At 37.9% G+C, this 24,827-nt stretch carries 25 protein-coding genes; 11 read left to right on the forward strand and 14 right to left on the reverse strand.

Annotated features, from left to right (window positions below):
- Positions 1–23: 23 nt before the first annotated feature.
- Positions 24–554, reverse strand: a complete 531-nt coding sequence (locus ACQ334_RS19260; RefSeq protein WP_430989891.1) for a DUF1573 domain-containing protein — start codon at positions 552–554, stop codon at positions 24–26.
- Between the two features lie 25 nt (positions 555–579).
- Entirely contained in the window at positions 580–1,512 is a 933-nt protein-coding gene (nusB, locus tag ACQ334_RS19265; RefSeq protein WP_430989892.1) for a transcription antitermination factor NusB, read from the reverse strand.
- A 267-nt stretch (positions 1,513–1,779) separates the two neighbouring features.
- Between nusB and ACQ334_RS19270 the strand changes: the two genes are divergently transcribed.
- The 5 genes from ACQ334_RS19270 (at position 1,780) to ACQ334_RS19290 (ending at position 6,180) form a co-directional block, all read left to right on the forward strand.
- A complete protein-coding gene (locus ACQ334_RS19270) occupies positions 1,780–2,064 on the forward strand; it encodes a co-chaperone GroES (RefSeq protein WP_430989893.1) in 285 nt (94 codons plus the stop codon).
- 144 nt (positions 2,065–2,208) lie between these two features.
- Positions 2,209–3,843, forward strand: a complete 1,635-nt coding sequence (gene groL, locus ACQ334_RS19275) for a chaperonin GroEL (RefSeq protein WP_430989894.1) — start codon at positions 2,209–2,211, stop codon at positions 3,841–3,843.
- Between the two features lie 414 nt (positions 3,844–4,257).
- On the forward strand, positions 4,258–4,818 hold the full coding sequence (locus ACQ334_RS19280; protein ID WP_430989895.1) for a helix-turn-helix domain-containing protein: 561 nt from the start codon (positions 4,258–4,260) through the stop codon (positions 4,816–4,818).
- Between the two features lie 124 nt (positions 4,819–4,942).
- Positions 4,943–5,644, forward strand: coding sequence for a basic secretory protein-like protein (locus ACQ334_RS19285; protein WP_430989896.1), 702 nt, complete (start codon positions 4,943–4,945; stop codon positions 5,642–5,644).
- 14 nt (positions 5,645–5,658) lie between these two features.
- Positions 5,659–6,180, forward strand: a complete 522-nt coding sequence (locus ACQ334_RS19290; RefSeq protein ID WP_430989897.1) for a class I SAM-dependent methyltransferase — start codon at positions 5,659–5,661, stop codon at positions 6,178–6,180.
- On the opposite strand, the gene ACQ334_RS19295 is transcribed toward ACQ334_RS19290, so the two are convergent.
- From ACQ334_RS19295 to ACQ334_RS19305, 3 genes are read right to left on the reverse strand one after another with little or no spacing between them, the layout of a single operon-like run.
- A complete protein-coding gene (locus ACQ334_RS19295; protein ID WP_430989898.1) occupies positions 6,177–6,584 on the reverse strand; it encodes an SET domain-containing protein in 408 nt (135 codons plus the stop codon). The genes ACQ334_RS19290 and ACQ334_RS19295 overlap by 4 nt on opposite strands.
- Positions 6,577–7,257, reverse strand: coding sequence for a lysoplasmalogenase (locus ACQ334_RS19300; protein WP_430989899.1), 681 nt, complete (start codon positions 7,255–7,257; stop codon positions 6,577–6,579). The genes ACQ334_RS19295 and ACQ334_RS19300 overlap by 8 nt, the downstream gene beginning before the upstream one ends.
- Positions 7,258–7,278: 21 nt before the next feature.
- Positions 7,279–8,184 (reverse strand): hypothetical protein, encoded by a 906-nt coding sequence (locus ACQ334_RS19305; RefSeq protein ID WP_430989900.1) that lies wholly within the window; start codon positions 8,182–8,184, stop codon positions 7,279–7,281.
- Between the two features lie 81 nt (positions 8,185–8,265).
- Between ACQ334_RS19305 and ACQ334_RS19310 the strand changes: the two genes are divergently transcribed.
- The 3 genes from ACQ334_RS19310 to ACQ334_RS19320 are packed head-to-tail and all read left to right on the forward strand — an operon-like array spanning position 8,266 to position 10,634.
- Positions 8,266–8,670 (forward strand): hypothetical protein, encoded by a 405-nt coding sequence (locus ACQ334_RS19310; RefSeq protein WP_430989901.1) that lies wholly within the window; start codon positions 8,266–8,268, stop codon positions 8,668–8,670.
- A 26-nt stretch (positions 8,671–8,696) separates the two neighbouring features.
- A complete protein-coding gene (locus tag ACQ334_RS19315) occupies positions 8,697–9,179 on the forward strand; it encodes an FKBP-type peptidyl-prolyl cis-trans isomerase (RefSeq protein ID WP_430989902.1) in 483 nt (160 codons plus the stop codon).
- Between the two features lie 27 nt (positions 9,180–9,206).
- Complete coding sequence (locus ACQ334_RS19320; protein WP_430989903.1) at positions 9,207–10,634, forward strand: L-serine ammonia-lyase; 1,428 nt, start codon at positions 9,207–9,209, stop codon at positions 10,632–10,634.
- Positions 10,635–10,731: 97 nt separating this feature from the next.
- On the opposite strand, the gene smpB is transcribed toward ACQ334_RS19320, so the two are convergent.
- The 9 genes from smpB to ACQ334_RS19365 all read right to left on the reverse strand — a co-directional run bounded on the left by smpB (position 10,732) and on the right by ACQ334_RS19365 (position 21,420).
- Positions 10,732–11,169 carry an SsrA-binding protein SmpB gene (smpB, locus tag ACQ334_RS19325; RefSeq protein WP_430989904.1) on the reverse strand — a complete coding sequence of 146 codons (438 nt, stop codon included), beginning with the start codon at positions 11,167–11,169 and terminating at the stop codon, positions 10,732–10,734.
- 94 nt (positions 11,170–11,263) lie between these two features.
- On the reverse strand, positions 11,264–12,238 hold the full coding sequence (locus tag ACQ334_RS19330) for a lipid A deacylase LpxR family protein (protein WP_430989905.1): 975 nt from the start codon (positions 12,236–12,238) through the stop codon (positions 11,264–11,266).
- A 66-nt stretch (positions 12,239–12,304) separates the two neighbouring features.
- The gene (locus tag ACQ334_RS19335) at positions 12,305–12,754 is read right to left on the reverse strand and encodes a hypothetical protein (protein ID WP_430989906.1); all 450 of its coding nucleotides are present in this window, start codon (positions 12,752–12,754) and stop codon (positions 12,305–12,307) included.
- Between the two features lie 53 nt (positions 12,755–12,807).
- Positions 12,808–13,428 carry a hypothetical protein gene (locus ACQ334_RS19340; RefSeq protein ID WP_430989907.1) on the reverse strand — a complete coding sequence of 207 codons (621 nt, stop codon included), beginning with the start codon at positions 13,426–13,428 and terminating at the stop codon, positions 12,808–12,810.
- Positions 13,429–13,611: 183 nt separating this feature from the next.
- Positions 13,612–14,529 (reverse strand): acetyl-CoA carboxylase, carboxyltransferase subunit beta, encoded by a 918-nt coding sequence (gene accD / locus ACQ334_RS19345; RefSeq protein ID WP_430989908.1) that lies wholly within the window; start codon positions 14,527–14,529, stop codon positions 13,612–13,614.
- Between the two features lie 141 nt (positions 14,530–14,670).
- A complete protein-coding gene (fbaA, locus tag ACQ334_RS19350; RefSeq protein ID WP_430989909.1) occupies positions 14,671–15,738 on the reverse strand; it encodes a class II fructose-bisphosphate aldolase in 1,068 nt (355 codons plus the stop codon).
- Between the two features lie 101 nt (positions 15,739–15,839).
- Positions 15,840–16,607 carry a helical backbone metal receptor gene (locus tag ACQ334_RS19355; protein ID WP_430989910.1) on the reverse strand — a complete coding sequence of 256 codons (768 nt, stop codon included), beginning with the start codon at positions 16,605–16,607 and terminating at the stop codon, positions 15,840–15,842.
- Between the two features lie 1,462 nt (positions 16,608–18,069).
- The gene (locus ACQ334_RS19360; protein ID WP_430989911.1) at positions 18,070–19,425 is read right to left on the reverse strand and encodes a pyridoxal-phosphate dependent enzyme; all 1,356 of its coding nucleotides are present in this window, start codon (positions 19,423–19,425) and stop codon (positions 18,070–18,072) included.
- Between the two features lie 408 nt (positions 19,426–19,833).
- On the reverse strand, positions 19,834–21,420 hold the full coding sequence (locus ACQ334_RS19365) for a S41 family peptidase (protein ID WP_430989912.1): 1,587 nt from the start codon (positions 21,418–21,420) through the stop codon (positions 19,834–19,836).
- 394 nt (positions 21,421–21,814) lie between these two features.
- On the opposite strand from ACQ334_RS19365, the gene ACQ334_RS19370 reads away from it, so the two are divergent.
- From ACQ334_RS19370 to ACQ334_RS19380, 3 genes are all read left to right on the forward strand, one after another.
- Positions 21,815–22,651 (forward strand): BadF/BadG/BcrA/BcrD ATPase family protein, encoded by an 837-nt coding sequence (locus ACQ334_RS19370; protein ID WP_430989913.1) that lies wholly within the window; start codon positions 21,815–21,817, stop codon positions 22,649–22,651.
- A gap of 21 nt (positions 22,652–22,672) precedes the next feature.
- The gene (murQ, locus tag ACQ334_RS19375) at positions 22,673–23,488 is read left to right on the forward strand and encodes an N-acetylmuramic acid 6-phosphate etherase (protein WP_430989914.1); all 816 of its coding nucleotides are present in this window, start codon (positions 22,673–22,675) and stop codon (positions 23,486–23,488) included.
- 62 nt (positions 23,489–23,550) lie between these two features.
- Positions 23,551–24,822 (forward strand): T9SS type A sorting domain-containing protein, encoded by a 1,272-nt coding sequence (locus tag ACQ334_RS19380; protein WP_430989915.1) that lies wholly within the window; start codon positions 23,551–23,553, stop codon positions 24,820–24,822.
- Positions 24,823–24,827 lie beyond the last annotated feature (5 nt).

Raw genomic sequence — 24,827 nt, forward strand, 5'->3', positions numbered from 1 at the left:
ATGTATGTTATTGGTTAATTAGTTTATTGCTTTGGTTTAATATCGCCCATTAATTTTAATACCGGGAAGCTAGGTGTTACGTTAGATGAAACATTGATCTCTTTTTCAACATGATCTTTTTTACCGCTGCTGTTAAACACCACTTTTAAAAAGCCGGTTTCTCCGGGAAGAATAGGCTTTTCGGGTTTTTCCGGTACGGTACAACCACAACTGGCGTGGGCCTCAAAAATCACTAATGGATTGCTGCCGGTATTTTTAAAACGATAGCTGTATTCTACTTTTTCACCATCGGTAATAGTGCCAAAATTGTATACACTATCTATCAGTTGTACAGTAGTGGTACTTTTCATGGCTTCATCCTGAACCTTTTTTTGCTCATCCATTTTGATAGAATCTTCCACCCTTTTTTTAGCCAGTTCCACTGAATCTTCTTTCATTTTCTGTACCAGTTGCACAGAGTCAAGATTAGAATCGTCAGAAATTTTATCCTTTCTTTTTACATCACATGAAAAAAGTAAAACAGAAACGAGGATAAATAAAATGTTTTTTGTCATTGATAAAATATTTATTCAAAGATATTTACAAGGTGCTGTTTTTGTGGCTCTTCTTATGAATTTTATTTTCCTGGGTAAGTTCTTTATGAATATTATCCAAAAGGCCATTCACAAATTGCCCGCTTTGTACGGTGCTGTATTCTTTTGCCAGGTCGATATATTCATTGATGGTAACTTTGGTAGGAATAGTTTCAAAAAATAAAAATTCACACACGCCCATTTGTAAAATGATCAGATCCAAAGCTGCAATACGATCAGCATCCCAGTTCTTTAATTTTGGTTTGATGAGTTCTAAAGTAACTTCACTTTTTTCCAATGTGGTTTGCAAAAGGCTTTTGGCAAATTCTAATTTTTCTTTACTCAATATCGGGCCAAAATCGTAGCTGTTGGGCTTTTGTAAAAAATTTAATACCAGTTGCTCCATCATCTCGGCATCGTCATCCCAGTTAATAAAATATTCTTCCAGGTGGCTGATAAAATCTTCGTTGGGTAAAAGGAGTGTGCCAAAAATATATTCTAAAATTTCTTTTTCAGATTTCTTATCCCTTGCCTGTACTTCTATATATTCTTTATATTCTTCTGATGCAGCTAATTGCAGGTAGATCTTCTTTAATAATTCCGCATCAATAATGTGTTTTAATTTAAACTCATTTACTGCTGCATTAAAACCGGGTTGTTCCAGTATTTTCCACAATACTTCGTTGCCTGCTATTTTGGTATTTACCGTAAGATCGGCCTGGCTGGGCAGATTTTTAGATGCCCGGTGTTTAGCCGAAGTTTCGGAATAGCGGGCTACTTCTGTAATAAAATAGGTTAAATAAGTAAAAAGGTGACGGCTGAGGTCTAACTTTTTGTTTAAGATTACAAGTGGTTCGCCGGGCTTTACTTCACCGCTCATGCTGTCGATAGTATAAAGTGTTTGCATCACTTTTACCCTGATATTTCTTCTGCTGATCATAATAATGTGGCGGCAAAGGTAACTATGAATTATGAATTATGATGGATGATTTATGAATTGCTTTCCCACAGGGCGCCAATTCTTTTTGTGGGTCTGCCAAAAATTCGTGCCCTCTACAGGTTAAAACTGCCGAATTTGTGCCTATTCCTTATACCTGATTCCCAATTCCATAGAAAAACTGCCATCATTGCTTTAAATTTTGAATGGCATAGAATTAGCATACCTTTGCCGACCGAATTATTTAACAAAATCAAAAACAATAGAGTTATGGCAACTAAGAAGTTAAGCATTACCCCATTACACGACAGGGTAATTGTGAAACCAGCCGCTGCAGAAGAAAAATCTGCTGGTGGTATTATTATTCCTGATACAGCAAAAGAAAAACCACAACGTGGAGTTGTACTGGCTGCAGGCCCAGGTAAAAAAGATGAACCGGTTACTGTAAAAGCAGGGGATACTGTTTTATATGGCAAATATGCAGGCACAGAGATCAGCGTGGAAGGACAGGATTACCTGATCATGAGAGAGAGTGATATACTTGCGATAGTGTAAGAAAGCTGTAGGCAATTAGATACAAGCCACAAGAAATAAAGCCGCAAGTAATCAGCTGCAAGCCACAAGTAAAAAACTTATCCCTTGTAGCTTTTCTCCTTGGAGCTAGTAACAATTTTATAAAATCAAAAAAATTATAACACAATGGCAAAAATGATATACTTCGATATTGAAGCAAGAAATAAAATGAAGAAAGGCGTTGACACTTTGGCCAACGCAGTTAAAGTAACGCTTGGCCCAAAAGGCCGCAACGTGGTGATTGAGAAAAAATTTGGTGCACCACAGGTAACTAAAGATGGTGTTACTGTTGCAAAAGAAATTGAACTGGAAGACCCTATTGAAAATATGGGCGCACAGATGGTGAAAGAAGTAGCTAGTAAAACTGCAGATATTGCCGGTGATGGTACTACTACTGCAACTGTATTAGCTCAATCTATTATCAGCGAAGGTTTGAAAATGGTAGCTGCCGGTGCAAACCCAATGGATTTGAAACGTGGTATTGATAAAGCAGTTTCTATTGTAGTTGAAAATTTAAAAGGCCAGAGCCAGACAGTTGGTAATGATGCTAAAAAAATTCAGCAGGTAGCCACTATCTCTGCCAACAACGACGAAACTATCGGTAAATTAATTGCTGAAGCTTTTGTAAAAGTGGGTAAAGAAGGCGTGATCACTGTGGAAGAAGCAAAAGGAACGGACACTACTGTTGATATCGTAGAAGGTATGCAATTTGACAGAGGATATATCTCTCCGTACTTTGTTACTAACAGCGAAAAAATGCAGGCTGAATTACAGAGCCCTTACATTTTAATTTATGATAAGAAGATATCTGCAATGAAAGATATCCTGAGCATATTGGAAAAAGTGGCGCAAAGCGGCCGTCCTTTAGTAATTATTGCTGAAGACTTAGAAGGTGAAGCTTTAGCAACACTAGTAGTAAATAAATTACGTGGTACTATTAAAGTAGCAGCAGTAAAAGCACCGGGCTTTGGCGACAGAAGAAAAGAAATGCTGACAGACATTGCTATCTTAACTGCAGGTACAGTTATCAGCGAAGAATTAGGCCATAAATTAGAAGCTGCCGACTTAACTTTCTTAGGCCAGGCTGCATCAATTACTATTGATAAAGACAATACTACAATTGTAGGTGGTAAAGGTAAAAAAGTTGATATCACTGCACGTGTAAATCAAATTAAAGCCCAGGTAGAAAATACAACATCTGATTACGATAAAGAAAAATTACAGGAACGCCTGGCTAAATTAGCCGGTGGTGTTGCGGTATTGTATGTAGGTGCTGCTACCGAAGTAGAAATGAAAGAAAAGAAAGACAGGGTAGATGATGCATTACATGCAACACGTGCTGCTGTTGAAGAAGGTATTGTGCCAGGTGGTGGTGTTGCTTATATCCGTGCTATTGAAGCTTTAGAACCAAAAGTAAAAGGCCAGATAGCTGATGAGCAAACCGGTATGGCAATTGTACGCCGTGCATTGGAAGAACCTATCCGCACTTTAACTTCAAATGCTGGTATCGACGGATCTATCGTGGTACAGAAAATTAAAGAAGGTAAAGGTGATTATGGTTTTAATGCAAGAACTGAAGTGTACGAAAACCTGTTTAAAGCAGGTGTTATCGATCCAACTAAAGTTAGCCGTGTAGCATTGGAAAATGCAGCAAGTATTGCAGGTATGTTATTAACAACAGAATGTGTAATTGCTGATAAACCTAAAGACGAAGCGCCGCATAGCCATGGTGCTCCTGATATGGGTGGAATGGGGTATTAATGAATAATTGATAATGAATTAATGGATAATTAAAATTCCCTTTTGCTGAAAAGTAAGAGGGAATTTTAAATTAAATGATACATCAATTGTTTAACAATTAAAAATGGAGGAACCTATGAAATTAAGTTTGAAACTTTTGTATTGTTATTTCAAGAAAATGTGTAAGTCCCGCAAGGGAGATGATTACTGGGGAGATAATCCTTTTGTAATTCTTTAAAGCTGATTCCTCTTACTGAAAAGTAAGAGGATTTTTTTTGTACCTGGAAGCTCGAGCTTCCAGCCTTGTTTTGCAAACGTTTACCACACCTTAAAACGATCAGTTAAAATGTGCAGCTATTTCTTTTTGGTTTGATTTTTGAATAAACGGGAGAAAGTGTTAGTTTACACTTTACCTTAACCCAAAAATAAGTATAGATGAAATTGTATATAAAAAATATGGCCTGCCTTAGTTGCAAAGTAGTAGTAAAAGAAGCTTTAGAAGAAATGGATATACACTCTGTAAAAGTTGAATTGGGAGAAGTTGAAACCAAAGAAGAAGTGAGTGAAGAAGAAAAACAAGAACTGAATAAAAAAATACGAAAGGTGGGGCTTGAATTGCTGGAGACCAAACAAGGCGTATTAATTGAAAAAATAAGAAAAGTGATTGTGGATTATGTGTATAATACAGATGAAAAAGAGATCATCAACTTTTCTGACCTGCTGAGCCAGAAATTAAATTACAGCTATTCTTACCTGGCTAATTTCTTTTCGGAAGTAGAGGCTACTACCATTGAGCAATATGTTATTGCCATGAAGATTGAACGCATAAAAGAGCTGATCATTTTTGGAGAGGATACACTTACCGAAATAGCAGATAAAATGCATTACAGCAGCGTAGCACATTTGTCGGCACAGTTTAAAAAAGTTACCGGCTTAACACCAACACATTTTAAACAACTGAAAAAGAAGCGGAGGCTTGCGATACAGGAGCTGTAATATAGCACTGTAGAAATTTTGTATCTGGAAGCTCCAGCTTCCAGTTTTATTATTACTGCAAAAAACAAAAGAAAATTTTTATGCTTTATATTGCAGCCTCTTCTTTAATCAACACAGCATATAAATGATAATTCAAAAAAAGATTCTCCATACTGTTCTTTTTATAGCCCTGTTTTTTTCTTGCAATCATTTAATAGCCCAGCCGGCACAAACCATTAAACACGGCAAATACACATTGTATGTATCGGGTAATGACAGTAGTTTTTCGCCGCAGCTTACGCAAAGACTGGTTGATGTATTCTTTATAGTGTATCCAAAACTGGCAAAAGAATACAATAGAAAAACACTTAAAAAAGTAACCTTCTTTATTGATACCAGCTATCATGGTGTGGCAGCTACTGATAATGGGAGAGTGGTATTCAGTGCTGCTTACATGACGAAGCATCCGGGAGATGTGGATGTGGTAACACACGAAGTAATGCATATCGTTCAAAACTACGGCGAAAGTGCAGGCCCGGGCTGGCTTACAGAAGGAATTGCAGATTTTGCACGCAATAAATTTGGTGTAGATAATGCCGGGGCCAAATGGAGCATGCCTGATTATAAACCCACTCAACATTACGATAACAGTTACCGCATTACAGCAAGGTTCTTATATTGGCTGGAGAAAAAAGTACATCCCGGTATTGTGGTAAAATTGAACACGGCGTTACAAAAACATACTTACACTGATGCTATATGGGAACAATTAACCGGTAAAAATTTAGATGCACTTTGGGAAATGTATAGTAAAGACCCCTCCGTTGAAGTATTGCTGATAAGGTAAATGAATTTTAAAAAATGCTGTTAACTGAAGCCATAAAATTAATCGATAATAAAGAGATCAATAATGACCAGGCAGAACACTGGGCAGATTTTGGTTGTGGCACGGGCTTGTTTACAAAAGCATTGGCCTCAATAATAAAAACAGGCAGTACCATAACGGCTATTGATAAAAACAGCGACAGCTTAAAAAAATTAAATGGTGTTTTTAATGGCGTTACAATTGAAACATTGCAGGAAGATTTTACTACAGCAAAATTTTCTGCACCTCTCAATGGTATATTAATGGCCAATGCACTGCATTATGTAGCCGACCAACAGAATTTTGCAGGCCATTTAAAAACATTGCTAAAAGAAAAGGGGAGTATTGTTATTGTAGAGTACGATACTGATAAATCCAATCCATGGGTGCCTTATCCTGTTAATTATAATAAATTAGTACTGCTTTTTCAGCAACAGGATTTTTTAAGTATAGAATTGATCGGAAGGCAAAGTTCCGTTTATGGCGCAGAAATGTATTCGGTGATCATAAAAAATTAATCCACGATCTCCCCGTAATCTACCAGCAATTCTTCTCCCGCTTTAATATCTCTTACCGCTTCAAAATAATCTCCATCATTTATTGAAATTACATTTGGTATATCAGCATGGTTTAAAAAAAGCGACAGGTCGATTTTTTTAAAACCATTTCCAGGTATAAAATAATTGTCTTCATCATACAAACAATAATTGCCTACAATAAATTGCGCATGAGCTGGCAAAGCTTCAACTTCTGTTTTAGGTACTGTTATCCATTCCTCACTGGCATCGGGCTTGCTGAACATATTGCGGCAGCCTTTGGGGATATCAGTAATGGCAAATACGCCAACGCCCTCGATGGGAGAGGGCTTTAGCATTACATAAGTATTGTTGGTTAATTCGGCCAGTAATTCCGCTTTAGTCATGTGGTAGTTGTTTAATAAATCCCGTAACAATAAAAAATTGTGCAGCGCAATAGGTAAGCATAATGCATACGCCTGCATAGGCAAAGGGTTGGTAAAATTTATCTGTTGCCAGTAAAGAATCGCTGAGTACAAATAAAGCAGCGCCAGCTACATAAAATATGTTAGCAGGTGTATTCACTTTTAAAAAGATATGCAGGCTGCAAAGCAACATGGTACAAATAACAGCTGCGTATACCATCACCGGAATTTTCAATTCGTTTAAATGCGGATATAAAAAATACACCAGCGATATGCCATAACCGACTACTAATAAAAATAAAAGCGGTTGTTTTTTTAATAATGAAACTGCTGCAGGTTGAATCTTTAAAAAATAAATGATGTAGAAAATATGTGTGGTTAAAAAACAAACCAGGCCAAAAATAAAGAAGAGTTTATAGCTGCTCTCCAACAATAAAAATATATCACCCAGCCAGGAGAAGAATAAGCCTATCAATAATAAATGCTTTCGGGGAACCGCAGCTTTTGTTGTGCCCAATAGAAACAGCAGTACAGGAATCAGTAATGGTTTTGCAATGAAGTGCAATACCGCAATGTTAGCAGCAATGCCAATAATATCTGCGGCAACCACTACCCAAAAAAGAATGGCTAATTGTATTGGTATCTTGTTTTTCATCCGCAAAAATTAGCCCGTCATTTACTTAATATCAATTGCAGGTTTGCCCCCGAATAAAATTCTTACTGAATCTTTAGCATGAATGGTATCGGTAAGGGGTAAAGCCATTGGCATTGCCAGTTTAAAGGTTACAGAATCTGCGGTATATACCTGGAGTTTATAACCGTATTTAGAAAGCCTGTTATAGGCATTCTGGGCCAATAATAAAGAAGGGTATTTTTTTATCACTACTTTAAATGTACCGGGGATAGCAGTAACTGCAGGCGCAATGCTATCAGGTTTATGTTGTACTAACGCAGTGGTATCTTTCTTTGTGGTATCAATTGCCGGTGTAACAGGTGGGGCAACCTGCTCTGTGGTATTTTCCGCAACAGGCGCTGCTGTTTTTTTGTTGCTTAAAAAATACCATACGGCCCAACCGATAGCCCCTACTATAAGGATAGCAGCAATTACAGCAACCAGTTTTTTATTTATGGCAGCCGGCCTGGATTCATTACCAAATGAAATATTTTCTTCTACCTTTTCTTTCAGTTTTACTTCAGCATCTTCTACCTTGGTATTAATATACTGGCCTTGAGAAAACTGGTATTCTCCCAACTGATTTTTTTCCAGCATGCCAATGCCTTCAATTTTCAGGGGTTTGCCAATGTTTAAAAACTGGCTGGCCAGCATGAGGTAAGATTCCAGGTCGGCAGAAGCCAGTGGCCTCATTTTGCGGCTTTGTTGTACAATATAGGTGATGAGCGATTCGTCTTCCGTTGCTTTAGGATTGTATTGAAATGAAACTGCATTTTCGGGCAATACAATATCCTTATCCGTTTCGGCAGGCATAATAAAATCGGGCGATAATGTAAAAGTGCCAATGCCTTGTAATGTAACCTGTTTGGTAATATAAAAATGCTGTACCAGCAGTTGTTCTATCTTCATTATAGATGGTTAAAGGATAATTAACCAACAAGATATTTAAAATATGGCAAACTTGTAGCTACAATGCTATAGTTTTGCGTTATGCTTTCAGAAAAAGAGGAAAATTTCATTATTTACTGGGAAAAAGTACGTGAAAAGGAGAGTACTTTCCGCCATAAATTTTTAGCAGGTTTACCAATGGCATTTATGTTTGGCCTTCCTATCCTTATCTTTTTTGGTATTGTAAAGATCTTTTTTCCTTCGTGGTTTACTACTGCATCGCATAAGCAAACAGAAATTGCATCAGCCGAATGGTCGGCAAAGTTTATGCAGCTTTCTACAGGAGATATTATTGCTGCATTGGTGGCTGTGTTTATTGTGATACTTTTCTTCTCTTATTTTCGTATGCATTATAAATGGGAGAACAATGAACAATTGTACAAGGAATTAAAAAGTGTACAAAAAAAAGAGAGAGATGCAGCATTACAGGCATCCAATATCTCTTAACTTTAACCTTTCAATATTTATAAATTATGATAAAGAAATTATTAGTTTTTAGTTCCGTAGTTGTTTTGTTGAGCTCTTGCGTTAAATCGAAAGATACAGGTTGCCAGTATAAAGAATCTACAGTGGTGGCACCTGCTTCTGAACAGGCCACTTTGCAGACTTATGTTAATGCCAACGATCCTGCGGCTATACTGCACCCTAGCGGTTTTTACTATAAAATTACGGCTCCCAGTACAGGCTCTGTTACCCCGGGAGTTTGTTCTTCTGTTACAGTAAGATATTCAGGTTATTTAACCAATGGAACTAAGTTTGATGAAAACCTTAGTGGCATCAACTTTGTCTTGGGAGGATTAATAATAGGTTGGCAAAAAGGTATTCCCCTGATTAAAAAAGGGGGAACAATCACTTTATATCTTCCTCCATCATTAGGCTATGGCAGTAATGCGGTAGGTTCTATACCTGCTAATTCAATCCTGATATTTTATATACAGTTATTAGACGTGCAATAATATTTTCAGCAGCCTAAAAAATAATCATTGAGCCACGAAGCTATTTCGGTGTTTGATATGTTTAAGATAGGTGTTGGCCCATCCAGCAGCCATACACTGGGGCCATGGCGTGCGGCACAACGTTTTACCAGTTCCCTGCAGCGGCAAAATATTTTGCAAGATGTAAAAAGCATTGAAGTATTATTATATGGCTCACTGGCTAAAACCGGTGTGGGCCATGGTACTGATGTGGCGGTGCAATTAGGATTAAGTGGTGATGATCCCGTTACATTTGATGTAGATAATATTACCGCCAAGATTGATGACATTAAAGCAATGAAAAAAATATTGCTGGCCGGTAAACATGAAATTGATTTTGATCCTGCAGAAGATATTGAATTTTTATTCAGCGAGAGTTTGCCTTTTCATCCTAACGCCTTAACTTTTTTAGCTAAATTTCATAACGATGATACCATAGCAGAAACGTATTATTCTGTTGGTGGTGGTTTTGTAAAAAAAGAAGGAGAAGATAGTACTACCACAGATGAAGTAGTGCTTCCCTTTCCTGTAAATACTGCAGATGAGTTGCTGCACTGGTGTATGAAGACAGGGCTAAATGTAAGTGATGTGGTATTGGAAAATGAAAGCAGCTGGAGAAAAGAAGCAGATACCAAAGCGGGAGTGCTGAATATATGGAACACCATGACGGCCTGCATTTATCGTGGCTGCCACACCGAAGGTATGCTGCCAGGGGGATTGAATGTAAAAAGACGTGGTGCAGGATTGAATAAAAAATTAATGAATGGCCGTAGCTATACCGATTACAATAGCTGGCTGGCCACTATACGGCAAGGGGGTAACGATTTTAAATATATTTTAGATTGGGTGAGTTGCTTTGCTTTAGCAGTAAATGAAGAGAATGCCAGCTTTGGAAGGGTTGTTACTGCACCTACTAACGGGGCAGCTGGAGTGATACCTGCGGTGCTGCAATACTATGTGGCTTTTTGTGATGGTAACAGCAACGAAAAAATAATTCAATTTTTATTAACGGCTGCTGAAGTGGGCAGCATATTTAAAAAAGGCGCCACTATATCTGCAGCTATGGGTGGCTGCCAGGCAGAGATTGGTGTAAGCAGTGCAATGGCTGCTGCTGCATTAACTGAATGCATGGGAGGTACACAGCGCCAGACTTTAATGGCTGCAGAAATTGCTATGGAACATCACTTAGGTTTAACCTGCGATCCCATTGGCGGATTAGTACAGATTCCCTGTATAGAAAGAAATACAATGGGGGCTATAAAAGCAATCACCGCTTGCCAGCTTGCCTTACAAAGTACGCCTGATTATGCTAAAGTAAGTTTAGATGGTGTAATTAAAACCATGTGGGATACTGCGCTTGATATGAATAGTAAATACAAAGAAACTGCTGATGGTGGTTTGGCGGTTAACGTGCCGATTAGTTTGAGTGAGTGTTGAGTAGAACAAGAGTCAAGCTACAAGCCTCAAGCTTCAAGGGGGGCATACGATTTCAAACCTCTTGCTTCTCCCTTGCGGCTATTTCCCTTGCAGCTTATTAAATTCCATACTTCCTCTTAATATCCCTGTCGTTCTCTCTTTCTTTTATCGTTTCTCTTTTATCGTATAATTTTTTGCCTTTACCCAGGCCGATCTCCATTTTAAAAAAACCTTTTTCGGTTAAAAATATTTTTAAAGGAATAATGGAATAACCTTTCTCTTTTATCTTACCTTCTAATTTACGCAGTTCACGTTTGTTTAACAGCAGTTTTCTTTCCTGCATAGGCTCGTGGTTGGTGTAGGTACCAAAAGAATATTCGGAAATATGCAGGCTTTTTACAAAGAGTTCACCATTTTCAAATAAGCAATAGCTATCATTAAAACTGGCTTTACCGGCACGCAAACTTTTTATCTCGGTGCCTTGTAATACAAGCCCGGCAATGTATTTGTCTTCAAAAAAATATTCGTGGTATGCTTTGCGGTTACTGATTTCCAATGCTGTTCAATTTTTGCAAAGATAAAAGGGATTTGTGATGTTTGATTTATGATTTATGATATGAAGGTTTCAGGCCGCTTTAGTGTGCCGACGCTTACAAAGCAAAACCAACGCTTATACCGCCCCAACGATGGTAATGGCCGGTACGGAATTCTTTGGTAAGAAAAGATTGAGTGTAAGAGAGGTACAACTTTTTAAAGTTCACTATTATGCCTGCATCGGCCTCAAAGGTGACTCTTGTTATATCGCTGCCAGGAATGATGTAAGGATTTTTGCGATTAAAAATGCCGCCATGCATGCTGGCATCGTAGCCAATTAAATTCATGCGGCTTTGTCCGTAAAAATAATATTCGGCTTTTCTTTTTTTATAAGTAACCGGAGTAAATCTTTTATTAAAGCTGCCTGCCATAAAATTAAAACCGCCGCTGAGTTTATCGTTTAAAGTACCTGCTCTTGCCTCTGCAGTACCGTTCAATAAAAAATGATTACCGGCACTCCATAATTGCTTTTCGTAATTCAGTTGGTAATTAAGAATGATATCATTTTTTGTCTGGTATTGCCAGCCGTGCGGCAAAGGATTTTTTAACCAGCGGTGAATATTGTCCTGAATCTGGTAGCCTAAAGCGTTTGGTCCCATTATACCAATGCTGAAAGCAGTAGATATTTGTTGTTGTTTTACGGGATCAACCTGTATCAAAAATGTTTTTACAGATATGTTGGCATTAAAAGGACGGTCGCCATATAAAATACTATCGCTGGCAATGCTGGTGGGGGTGTAGCCAAATAAATTAAATGTAATGCCATACTGCGGTGTAGTTGAATATGGCTTCCATAATAATTTTGATAGAGGAAATTTTTTTATACCAGGGTGCACAAAATCCAGCGTAATGCCCTGGCTGTAATATTCATCCGACTTGGTAAAAAAATCGTTGTCGTAATGAAAACGGAAATAACTGTTGTGGTTGATAGTCCTGAAAGTGGAACTGTTATCTATAAGTTGTGCTTTTGTTGCAGTAGCACAACAAATAAATACAATTACCAGGCCTGTTTTAAAAATGAATTTTATCACAATTACACATACGGAAAAATTGTTCAGGCAGATGTGTAGTTTTATAAGTCTTCATACCTCTCTTTTTTAGAAATTGACGAGCCCGGATTTACCCTCTACTTCTTTAAAATGCCTTTTGCCTTTGGCATCTACAAACATAAAGATGGTCATATGTGCATCGCTGCTGTAAAATACGTACCAGTTATTTTTATTGAATGCTAAAGGCTGATGCAAAGTGTCAACAATTTTATTTTTCTCCCACACCAAAACATTTTTACAATCCCTGGCAAAATAAAGGCGCATTGGATTATTACTTTGTTTGTACAGATAAGCAGAGCGGAGTTTGGTATAGGTAACCGGCACTTCATTTTTAAAGCTGTCTACTTTTATTTCTTCGATATCAATGCCATTGGCAAGGCCGCAAACATTGCCAATATATTTCTTACGGACGTGTAGGTTGCCGCCGGTGATGCATTGGATACAGCCGGGAAGGATTGTTATAAGTAATAAAAAAGGGAGGCAAGTTAAATTACGCATAAGCATTGGGGGATAAAATTTAGTTTATAGAGATGCTATTTTTCATTGAACATTTAGTAATTGTTTTTATCTGCCCATTCTTTCTGTAGCATTTTACCATACCTGTTTTTGGTTTCAGAAAAAATGGCAACATAAGATTGTAATACTATAATTCTTGTTTTACTCGTCACAATATAATAGTCATTCCATTTTTTTAATGGGTCGCCCCAGCCAATTTCTTTTATTTTATTAAGTGCTTTATTCTTTTGTGCTTCAGTGGTAAAATTGAATTGTGTTATATCGAATTTAGGGAAATAATCTTTTTCTCCTTTGACAGGTTTATTGGAAGTCATATAATACCGAATGGAAAAAACATTATACAACACCCAGGTTTCTTTGGGCGAATCAAAGCCTTTTTCCTGGCATATCAATTTTTGCAGCCACATGGAATTATGTATGCTGCTATCAATTTTATGCTTTTTATCAAAGCGGCTGAATTCTCCCTTGTGTTCGATAAAGTCAAGCAATTGATAAAAGTCTTTTGTTGTGGTATCTTTTTCAAAATCTAAATGTAATGTAGTGTCATGCCCGCTAGTACAGGGATTATAAATGTATGGAGGTGTTTTTTCTTTTTGGCTTTTACAGGAAGTTAACAGTAAAAGAAAAATTAAAAATATAGGCAGAGATTTAAACATTTTATGAAAAGGAATTTATAATTATACAAAACCTTTCTACTTAAAGATATCTGTTTTTATGGCATTTGTATTATGCAGCGCAACAAATGGTCAATATTTTTTTTAAAAAGAAGTTCATATAAACTCACAAAAAAATCCCATCAACTCTTCAGCCAATGGGATGCAAAATATTTTTTTTAAGCATCAACTTTTAAACAACAGTAACAAAGTACTCAGCTTCTCCTTCAATTCTTTTCTTGGAATAATAAAATCTAAAAAGCCATGTTCCAGTAAAAATTCGCTGCGTTGAAAACCTTCGGGCAGGTCTTTTTTAATGGTTTCTTTAATTACCCTCGGGCCGGCAAAGCCAATAAGGGCACCGGGTTCGCCGCAAATAATATCTCCCAGCATGGCGAAAGATGCAGTGGTACCTCCAAATGTAGGATCGGTACACAAAGAGATATATGGAACCTGGTGATCGCTTAACTGAGATAGTTTGCCGGAAGTTTTTGCCAGCTGCATTAACGAGAATGCACTTTCCATCATTCTTGCACCACCACTTTTATTGATGATCATAAAAGGAATGTGGTGCTCAATACAATAGTCGCAGGCACGGCTTATTTTTTCTCCCATTACACTACCCAGGCTACCCCCGATAAATTCAAAATCCATACAGGCCACCACAAGGTCGTTGTCGTTCACTTTGCCATGGGCAACAGTTATTGAATCATGAATATCTGTTTTGGAATAAGTCTCTTCCAGGCGTTTATGATAAGGCTTCAGGTCGGTAAAATTCAGCATGTCTTTCGACCTGATGTTGGCAAACAATTCTGTATAATGATTATCGTCGAAAAGGATCTCGAAATATTCTTCGCTGCCAATACGGTGATGGTGTTCGCATTTGGGACAAACAAATTTATTTTCTCTCAGCTCTGATACCGTACACGTGTACTTGCAGTTGGGGCATTTACTCCACAAGCCTTCCGGAGCATCCTTTTTATCTTTGGTAGAAGTAAGGATACCTTTTTTTATACGCTTGAACCAGCTGGATTTCGTTTCTTCCGAATCACCTTCCTCGCCGGTTAAATTGAGTTCAAAATCTTCTTCTTTCTTCTGGCTCATAGTAATAGTTGAAAGTTGAAAGTTAAAAGTACAAAGTTATGAGTTACGGGTTACGTGTTATTTGATTGTTTGCGGAGAATTGAGCTCTTATTATCAAACTAACAATCAAATAACCGTAACTTTTAAAACCCGTAACTTTTATTATGCATTCCGGTTAATACAATTCAAATCTTCAAAAGCTACTTCTAATCTTTTAATAAAGCTTTCTTCGCCTTTACGTAACCAAACTCTTGGATCGTAGTGCTTTTTATTTGGAGCATCCGGTCCATCTGGATTACCTAACTGGCCTTGTAGATAAGCTTCATTCTTTTTGTAGTTATTTAAAATACCTTCCCAGAAAGCCCATTGCATATCGGTATCAATATTCATTTTGATAGCACCATAACTAATGGCTTCACGAATCTGGTTCTGCGGAGAGCCGCTGCCACCATGGAATACAAAGTACACTGGTTTAGGTCCGGTCTTTAATTCTTTTTCGATATATACCTGGCTGTTGTGTAAAATGATTGGCGTTAATTGTACATTCCCCGATTTGTAAACACCGTGTACATTACCAAATGCCGCAGCTACAGTAAACAGGTTACCAACTTTACTTAATTCGGTATAGGAATAAGCAACGTGTGCAGGTTGTGTATATAATTTTTCATTGTCAACATCGCTGTTGTCCACACCATCTTCTTCACCACCGGTAACACCCAGTTCAATTTCAATGCTCATGCCCAGCGGCTGCATACGTTTAAAAAATTCAACAGAAGTAGCAATGTTTTCTTCAATCGGTTCTTCAGAAAGATCCAGCATGTGCGAACTGAAAAGCGGCTGGCCTTTTTCTTTAAAAAATTGTTCTCCGGCATCTATTAATCCGCTTACCCATGGCAACCATTTTTTAGCCGCATGATCGGTATGTATAATCACCGGTACGCCATAATATTTGGCTACATTATGAATATGCAAAGCGCCGGAAATACCACCGGCAATATTGGCTTGTAATTTATCGTTAGGCATTCCTTTGCCGGCCATAAACTGTGCACCGCCATTGGAGAACTGAATAATAACAGGGGAGTTAACTTTTGCTGCTGTTTCTAACGTAGCATTGATAGAATTGGTACCAATAACATTAACTGCTGGTAATGCAAACTGATTGTCTTTAGCATCGTTGTATAAAGCCTCCAATGCTGCGCCGTGTAAAACGCCTGAACCGTACTTGCTCATAATTATGGATTTATTTTTTGCAAATGTAAGGAACTGTGGGGAATTATCGTGAGGCGTAAGTGGCACGCTGCTGGCAGTTGCATCTTCTCACGTTTGACGTATCACCACTCACGTCTCATGCTATGCAGGTATTCCGGTACCAGCAACATGCGGCTGCCATACCAGCTGAACATTTCACCATCTGCTAAAATTATTTTTGTGTTGGGTAAATGTTGTTGTAATTCATCAATATGTTTTTGTTTAAAAGGGTAGGGCTCGGAGGAAAGCATTAGCAGTTGGCAACCGGCAATTTGCAAATCGGCAATTGTTATTCCGGGGTATCGTTTATTATCCTGGAAAATGTTTTTTAATCCGGCTTTATCCATCATATCATTGATGAAAGTACCTCCACCTGCGGCCATGTAAGGGTTATTCCAGATAAGATAGGCGGTTTTTATTGGTATTGCAGGCTGATGGATCGTTGAAAAATTATTTTCAATTCTTGTTATTAGCTGTGTGGCTTCTTTGTCTTTGCCGGTAAGTGTTCCGATACAGCTGATCATTTGCAAGGCTTCGGATACATTGTTTACATCGGTTACCAGAACATTGTACTCATTGGCCAGTTCCTCAATCTGCTCTTTTACATTTTCTTCTTTATTGGCAATGATGAGGTGGGGCTGTAATTTTTTAATAGCAGCCGGGTTTACCGTTTTAGTACCGCCCACCCTGGTTTTATTCCTATACCATTCTTTGGGATGAATGCAGAATTTGGTAATGCCCACTGTTTCTTCTTCCAGGCCCAGGTAATGCAGCAACTCTGTTTGTGAAGGTACCAGCGAAACAATTCGTTGGGGAGTAAAAGCAAGTGTGTAAGGCGGCTGCAAGATCATATGCAAAAGTAGGGAGCATAAGTATTGGTGTAAATAAAAAACTTCCATAATCATCTGACAGAGTCAAATACTTATGGAAGTAAGTTTTTTAAGAACCAACCAAGCACTAGTCGGTTTAAACAGGGACTTTTTGGATCTTTTAAGGTATTCCAGGTTAATGAAACACCTTTAATAATGTAATCCGGTTTCAGTGTGGTCTTTTCATTTTAACCATCATCGCTTTTTACAGCATAGGTTTAGGATATTGGTCTGCTTTAGTCTTTGTCGCCATTATCGCTTTTTACAGCATAGGCATTGGATAATTGGATATTTTGTTTTCTTTGAATTCTCTTTGGTCTTTTACAGGATCAGATTTATAATGTTTTCTATTAATTAAAAAAATTAGAAGTTGACTGATATTGGATTTGTTTTAGGTTCTTCACAAACATTGGATTGATTTCTTTGGCTTCTTCAGGATTGTTGGATATAATGATTGATATTTAATTCCTATCAATCAACTTCTGACACAAAGATGCGATGCAATCGGTTGCTGTACAAGAGCGTTATTGCTCTTTTTTACCACTACTGTATTTACTGCTGCAATCGTAGATGTTCAGGTTTTAGGATAGGAGAGCTACGCATTTCTTAAACGTAGTTTTACGATTTTACAATGAGAAAGAACGGTTTACATAAATAAAAAACTTCCATAAACATTTGACGAGTCAAATACTTATGGAAGTAAGTTTTTTGAGAACCAACCAAGCACTAGTCGGTTTTAAACAGGATTGTCTTGGATCTTCACTTCGTTACTCCAGGTTTAGTGGAACAACTTTAAATAATGTAATCCGGTTTCAGTGGTCTTTTCATTTTAACCATCATCGCTTTTTACAGCATAGGTTTAGGATATTGGTCTACTTTGGTCTTTGGCGCCATCATCGCTTTTTACAGCATAGGCATTGGATATTGGTTTCTTTCGGTCTTTCTCGCCATCATCGCTTTTTACAGCATAGGCATTGGATAATTGGATACTTGTGTTCTCGTTCTTCTTTAGGATTTAGATTCTGCTTTTTGTTTTCTTTGGACTTTGGTTTTCTATAGGTTTAGATCTTTATGTTATTATTTAAAAAATTAGAAGTTGACTGATATTGGATCTTTTAGGTTATTCACAAACATTGGATTGAATTCTTTTGGCTTCTTCAGGATTTTTGGATAATGATTGATATTTAATTCCTATCAATCAACTTCTGACACAAAGATGCAATGTAATCGGTTGCTGTACAATAGCGTTATTGCCCTTTTTTTAACATACTGTAATTACTGCTGCTATAGTAAATGCGCTGTTATTTTAATAGGAGAGCTACGTGAAAAAGTATCGTAGTTTTACGATTTTTATATGTAAACAGGGGTAAATATGAAAAATGCTGCATTGTTACAATGCAGCATTGACAAGGGTTTGAGCCCTATCGTAAAAATGCCTTTAACATTATTTGGCAAGACTTTGGATAATGTCGTATTTGGTAACAATATGATATGAACCACTCTCGTCTTTGCTTAAAACTGCCCCGTTTTCCTTTGTAATATAAGTACTTAAGCGCTCCACAGGGGTATCAAAAGCCACTTCAGGATATGGTTTTTCTATTACTATACTTATCAGATCATTCTTTATCTCTGCATTGTTCAATATCTTATTAAACAAACCACTTTCTGATATAGAGCCTATATTATTATCGCCATCCAGTACAGGAATGTTTTCAATATCATACTTCTTCATTAATTCTATTGCCTGTAATACAGTCTGATTGCTGCTGATGGTCACCAATTTCTGATTACCTCTTCCACTAACCAGGTCTTTAAAAGTTTTTACTTCTAAAAAACCTCTTTCCATCATCCATTGATCATTATATATTTTGCCTACATAGCGGCTGCCATGATCATGAAATATTACAACTACTACATCATCTTTTTTAAGCTGATCTTTTAATTGCAATACACCTTGTAAGCAGCTGCCGGCGCTGTATCCGCAAAACAAGCCTTCTTCTTTAGCAATACGCCTGGCCATGATAGCACCATCTTTATCCGTAACTTTTGTAAACTCATCAATTACACTCATATCATAATTCTCCGGTACAAAATCTTCACCAAAACCTTCGCTGATGTAAGGGTATACTTCTTTCTGATCCAGTTCCCCGGTTTCAAAATATTTTTTTAATAAAGAACCATAGCTATCAATAGCCCACACTTTAATATTAGGATTTTTTTCTTTCAGGTATTTGCCTGTACCTACAATGGTACCACCAGTACCTGTTGCTACTACAAGGTGCGTAACCTTACCTTCTGTCTGTTCCCATATCTCCGGCCCGGTTTGTTCGTAATGCGCCTGGCGGTTGGCTAAATTATCGTATTGATTTACGTACCAGCTATTAGGTACTTCAGTAGCCAGTCTTTTACTTACAGAATAATAACTGCGGGGGTCTTCAGGTTCTACGTTGGTAGGGCAAACAATTACTTCTGCACCTACAGCTTTAAGTATATCAGCTTTTTCTTTAGATTGTTTATCGGTAGTGGTGAAAATACATTTGTATCCCTTTACGCAGGCTGCCAATGCAAGGCCCATACCGGTATTGCCGCTGGTGCCTTCAATGATGGTGCCGCCGGGTTTTATTTTGCCTTCCTGCTCAGCCACTTCCAGCATTTTTAAAGCCATACGGTCTTTAATACTGTTGCCGGGATTGAAGTATTCCACTTTTGCTAAAACCGTACAGGGTAAGTGTTTGGTAATTTTATTCAGTTTAATAAGGGGGGTATCACCAATAGTTTCTAAAATATTATTAAGCCACATAAGAATCGTTGTTTTGCCGCAAAGGTAATATTAAGTTGAAAGTTTAAAGTTGAAAGTTGAGAAACAGTGGGAATGTTTATTAACTGCAGGATCTGCCTGTAGCCTGGGTAAATTTAATACCTGCAGTTTTTATCTTGACATGATGAATAGAAAACGTTCTACACTACATTTATTTCGGCGTCTACTTTTAATAAAATGTTTTGTATGCACTTTTACAGTACCAATATATCCTGACAAAAACAATTGCGTCCGTATCCTAACAAACAATTGATCCTGTATCCTAAGAAAAAACAGTTAGTCCCGTATCCGGAAGAACAAAGTAACCTCTGGATCGTAAGTAACAAAGTAGTTGGAAAACTGAAGAGTAGTACACTACATCAGGCGCCTCCTCAACAGGAGGCGCTTTTATTATTGTAATACTTCTATTGCTTTTTTTATAGTGTTATCATCAGTGTTCAGTACTTCCACCATGCCCTCTGTGCGCCATACCTGCCGGGCAATAGAAGATTTAATGCGGTTGATGATATCTGCTTTTTCTTTTACGCTTACAGTATCAATACTGATGGAATCCTTTGCAGCTGTTGTTGTAAAAGATTTCCAGTTGTCTTCAGTAAAAGCAAAGTTTTTTATAAAATCAGCAGGAGATTTATAATTTTTTAATGAAGCCGTATTTTGTAAATAAAATTGATAGGCAAAATTTGCAGGAACATTTTTAGCATACAATTTTGCAGTACTGATGCTGAAGCCGCTGGTATCTAAAGCTACAAAATAATCAGGTGTAATACCGCCACCGCCATACACGGTTTTTCCGCCCGGTGTTTTATATACTTTACTCTTATCATTTTTTACAGAGTCGGCACTTTGTGTTTCGCCATCGTGAAAGCGGTTGCTGATCTCATCATAATAAGCTTTTTCTCCGTTAGTATAAGAACGCTGAATGCTTCGGCCAACGGGAGTATAATACCTGGCGATGGTTAAACGCAGCGCACTATTATCACTTAATTCAAATTGTTCCTGCACCAACCCTTTACCAAAAGAGCGGCGGCCGATAACAGTAGCCCTGTCCCAATCCTGTAAAGCACCAATCAGCACTTCACTGGCGCTTGCGGTACCTTCATTGGCCAGTACTACCAATGCTCCTTTTTCAAATTGACCTTCTCTGCGGCAACGGTATTCTTTTTTAGCTACATGTTTTCCTTCGGTATAAGTGATCAGTTTATCACCCGGCAAGAATTCATCTGCAATTTCTACGGCTTCATCTAAAATGCCACCACCATTATCTCTCAGGTCTAATATTAATTTTTGCAGGCCCTGCTTTTTTAATTCCAGCAAAGCATCCATAAACTCATGGTAGGTTTGCTGCGAAAATTTATTGAGTTTAATATAACCAACGCCATTACCGATCATATAGCTGGCATCCAGGCTGTATAAAGGAATAGCATCCCTGGTAACGGTAACTTTTTTCTGTTCGGTGCCACGTAAAAAAACAATATCCACTTTGGATCCTTTATCGCCGCGTAATAATTTTCTTATCCTGTCGCCATCAATTTTATTACCGGCCACTGTGCTGTCTTCTACTTTTAAAAATTTATCACCCGTTTGCATACCGGCTTTAAAGCTGGGGCCGTCTTTCAGTACATTGATCACATTAATGGTATCATTATAAATATTGAACTCCACACCAATGCCATAAAACTTCCCGGCAAGGTCTTCATTAATACCATCTAACTTTTCTGCAGGGATAAATACAGAGTGAGGGTCCAGCTTGTTCAGCATGGCGGTGATAGCTGTATCGGCCAAAGCATCAATCTTCACATCATCCACATATTTATTTTGAATGAGGTCCATGATCTCCTGGACCGGCCTTCTTTTTTCAGTATAAAAAAAACTTTTTCCCGGCATATTATCCCTCATTTTATACCCCAGGTACATTCCTGCAATCATGGTTAAGCTGAAAAGCAATGGCAGCCAAACCTGTACTTTTTTATTATTCATTTTGCGAAGATAAGGAGAAGAAGCAAGCGGTAAGCGGTAAGCTATAAGGGGAAGAGCTGCAAGGGGAAGAGCTGCAAGGGGAAAAGCCGCAAGGGGCTGTACCAATGTTGAATCTTTTTTGAATAATATAAGCTAGCAGCTAAAATTTTATTGCAACCCTTTATAATTTTTTATATTTCTGATAAATAAAAGCCTTTTGTTTGTGCATGCTTCTTCCCTGCAGCTTTTCCCCTTGCGGCTTATAGCTTGCAGCTTGTATTTTGAAGTGATGCATGTTTTTAATTAAATAGCAGTTCTTTGTTTAGATGTGTTCCCCCTTGCAGCTTTTCCCCTTGCAGCTTGTATTTTGCGGCTTATTAATAAATGCTGTAACTTCAATATACAAAAGGAAACAATGGCTATAAAACTAATTGCAGACAGTGGGTCAACCAAAGCAGAATGGTGTCTGTTAGACGGGAAAAAGAAAAAAATATTTTACACACAGGGATTAAGCCCTTATTTTTTATCTTCTGAGCAAATACAACATATCATTGAACAGGAATTGCAAACCAAAATGAAGCAGGTACCCGATGAGATATTCTTTTACGGTACCGGTTGCAGCAGTCCTGATAATGTGAAGGCAGTAAAAAAAGCGTTACAAAGAAGTTTTTTAAAAGCGCAGGTGTCTGTTGATCACGACCTGATGGGGGCAGCAAAAGCTTTATGTGGCAAAGAAAAAGGTATTGCCTGCATTTTAGGTACAGGTTCAAATTCCTGTTATTATAACGGAAAGAAAATTATAAAAAACAGTCCGGGCCTGGGTTATGTGTTGGGTGATGAAGGCAGCGGCGCTTACATGGGTAAAAAAGTAATTCAGTATTTTTTATACAATACTTTTGATGAAGACCTGATGGACCGCTTTGCAGCCAGGTTTAAAACCAACAGCTACGAAATATTGGATGCCGTATATAAAAAGCCATTGCCTAACCGCTATCTGGCATCTTTTGCTATTTTTTTAGCAGAGAACCGGGGGCATTATATGGTAGAAAATATTATTGAAGATGGCTTTAATGATTTTTTCTTTAATCATATTTATAAATACAGGGAAAGCTGGACTTTGCCTATCAATTTTATTGGTAGTGTAGCATTTGGTTTTAAAGATGTATTGAAAGAAATGTGCAGCAGTTACGAATTACAACTGGGTAAAGTATTGCAAAAACCCATGGATGGCTTAATAAAATATCATAGTTAATCAGTAAGAATCAGCAAGGTTATGGCATTTGAAAAGATAACAGAATCCACATCGGCATACCGGCACCTGGAAAAAATGAGTGTGCTGGAATTATTGCAAAATATTAATAAGGAAGATGCTGCTGTACCTGCAGCAGTTGCAAAAGTAGTTCCGCAAATTGAAGCCTTAATTCATGCGGTGGTGGATAAAATGCTGATGGGTGGAAGGCTTTTTTATATTGGCGCAGGTACCAGTGGAAGGTTGGGTATTTTAGATGCCAGTGAATGTCCGCCTACTTATGGCGTACCGCAGGGTTTGGTAGTAGGCATTATTGCAGGTGGTTATAAAGCTATTACAGAAGCGGTGGAATCTGCCGAAGATGATACTGAGCAGGGATGGGCAGACCTTCAGCAACATAAAATAAACAGTAATGACGTGGTAGTGGGCATTGCCGCAAGCGGTACCACACCTTATGTGATCAGTGCTTTGGAAAAATGCAGGGAAAACAATATTGTAACCGGAAGTATCAGTTGTAATCCTGATGCACCAATAAGCCAGGCCGCCGATTTTGCAATAGAAGTGGTGGTAGGCCCCGAATTTGTTACCGGCAGCACCCGTATGAAAAGCGGCACTGCACAAAAGCTGGTACTCAATATGATCTCTACATCGGTAATGATACAGCTAGGCAGGGTGGAAGATAATAAGATGGTAAATATGCAACTGACCAACGAAAAAATAGTGGACCGTGGGGTAAGGATGCTGATGGAAAAACTGGGGCTGCAGGAATATGAAACCGCCAAAGAACTGCTGTTGGAAAAAGGAAGTGTTAAAAAAGCAATTGAAAGCTTCCGTTCATAAAAAAGTAGCTGCAGTTTTATGAATTTTGATTAACTTAGGAATCTAATAACAAAACTACTCATATGAATTTCAAAATTTTACTTTCAACCTCATTTATTGTTTCTTCTTTAAGCACACTGGCACAGGATGGCGGTAAAACTTATGCTATTACAGGTGATGGCAGTAACGATTTTCGCTGGATGAGCATTCGCCAGGTGGATCTTGCCACGGGCAAAGTAACACAGGATGTTTACCAGAGAGACAAAACTGCTTTTGTATTGCTGGATGCAGCCACAAAACAACCGGCATCTACCCAGACTTTTAAGTTTGATAATAACGGAACCACTTCTGTTGTACAGATGCAGGATGCACCTACTTTAACCATGGTAGCTGCAGCAGCATACGATAAAAAACACGATAAATTATTTTTCACGCCCATGCGCATTGGTGAATTGCGCTGGCTGGATGTAAGTGCTTCTGCTACATCACCAAAATTTTATGCAGAAAAAACACAGTTATTAAATACGGCTAACCTGATGGATGAAGCTAACCATATTACCCGTATGGATATTGCTGCTGATGGTAATGGTTATGCTATTACTAATGACGGTAATCACCTGATCCGTTTTACTACCGGTAAAAAAACAGTGATCACTGACCTGGGTAATTTAGTTGATGCAGAAGATAATAAAAGCGGTATCTCTATCCATAACAAATGTACAAGCTGGGGTGGCGATATGATTGCTGATGCGTATGGTAAACTATATGTGATTTCTGCTAATCACCAGGTATTTAAAGTGGATATTGATAGCAGGATTGCCAGTTACATTGGTGCAATTACAGGCTTACCTGCAAACTATACTACTAATGGTGCAGCTGTTGATGCAGATGATAATATCATTGTAAGCAGTGCTAATAGTTTTGAAGGTTTTTATAAATTTAAAATGAAAGACCTTGCTGCAGTTAAAGTAGAAGGTACTGATAAAACTTATAGCGCATCAGATCTGGCCAATGGAAATTTATTATACCAGAAAGAAGCAGATGCTAAAAGAAATTACAGTATGCCTTCTTTAGCACCAATGGCTCCGATAAATACTGATGCAAGAATTTTCCCGAATCCTGTTACTGCTAATGAATTCAGGGTATTATTTGATGGTCAAAAAGCCGGTTCATATACTGTAGCCTTAACCGATCTTTCGGGCAGGGCAGTAATGAGCAAGGTAGTTGCAGTATCTTCTAAATTACAAACAGAAACCATACAGATATCAAGAACGGTGGCTAAAGGTATTTACATGGTAAAAGTTACCGATGCTTCCAGTCAGTTAATATTTACAGAAAGAATAGTAGTACAATAAAAATA

This window comes from Ferruginibacter sp. SUN106 (assembly GCF_050611765.1).
Classification (GTDB): domain Bacteria; phylum Bacteroidota; class Bacteroidia; order Chitinophagales; family Chitinophagaceae; genus Ferruginibacter.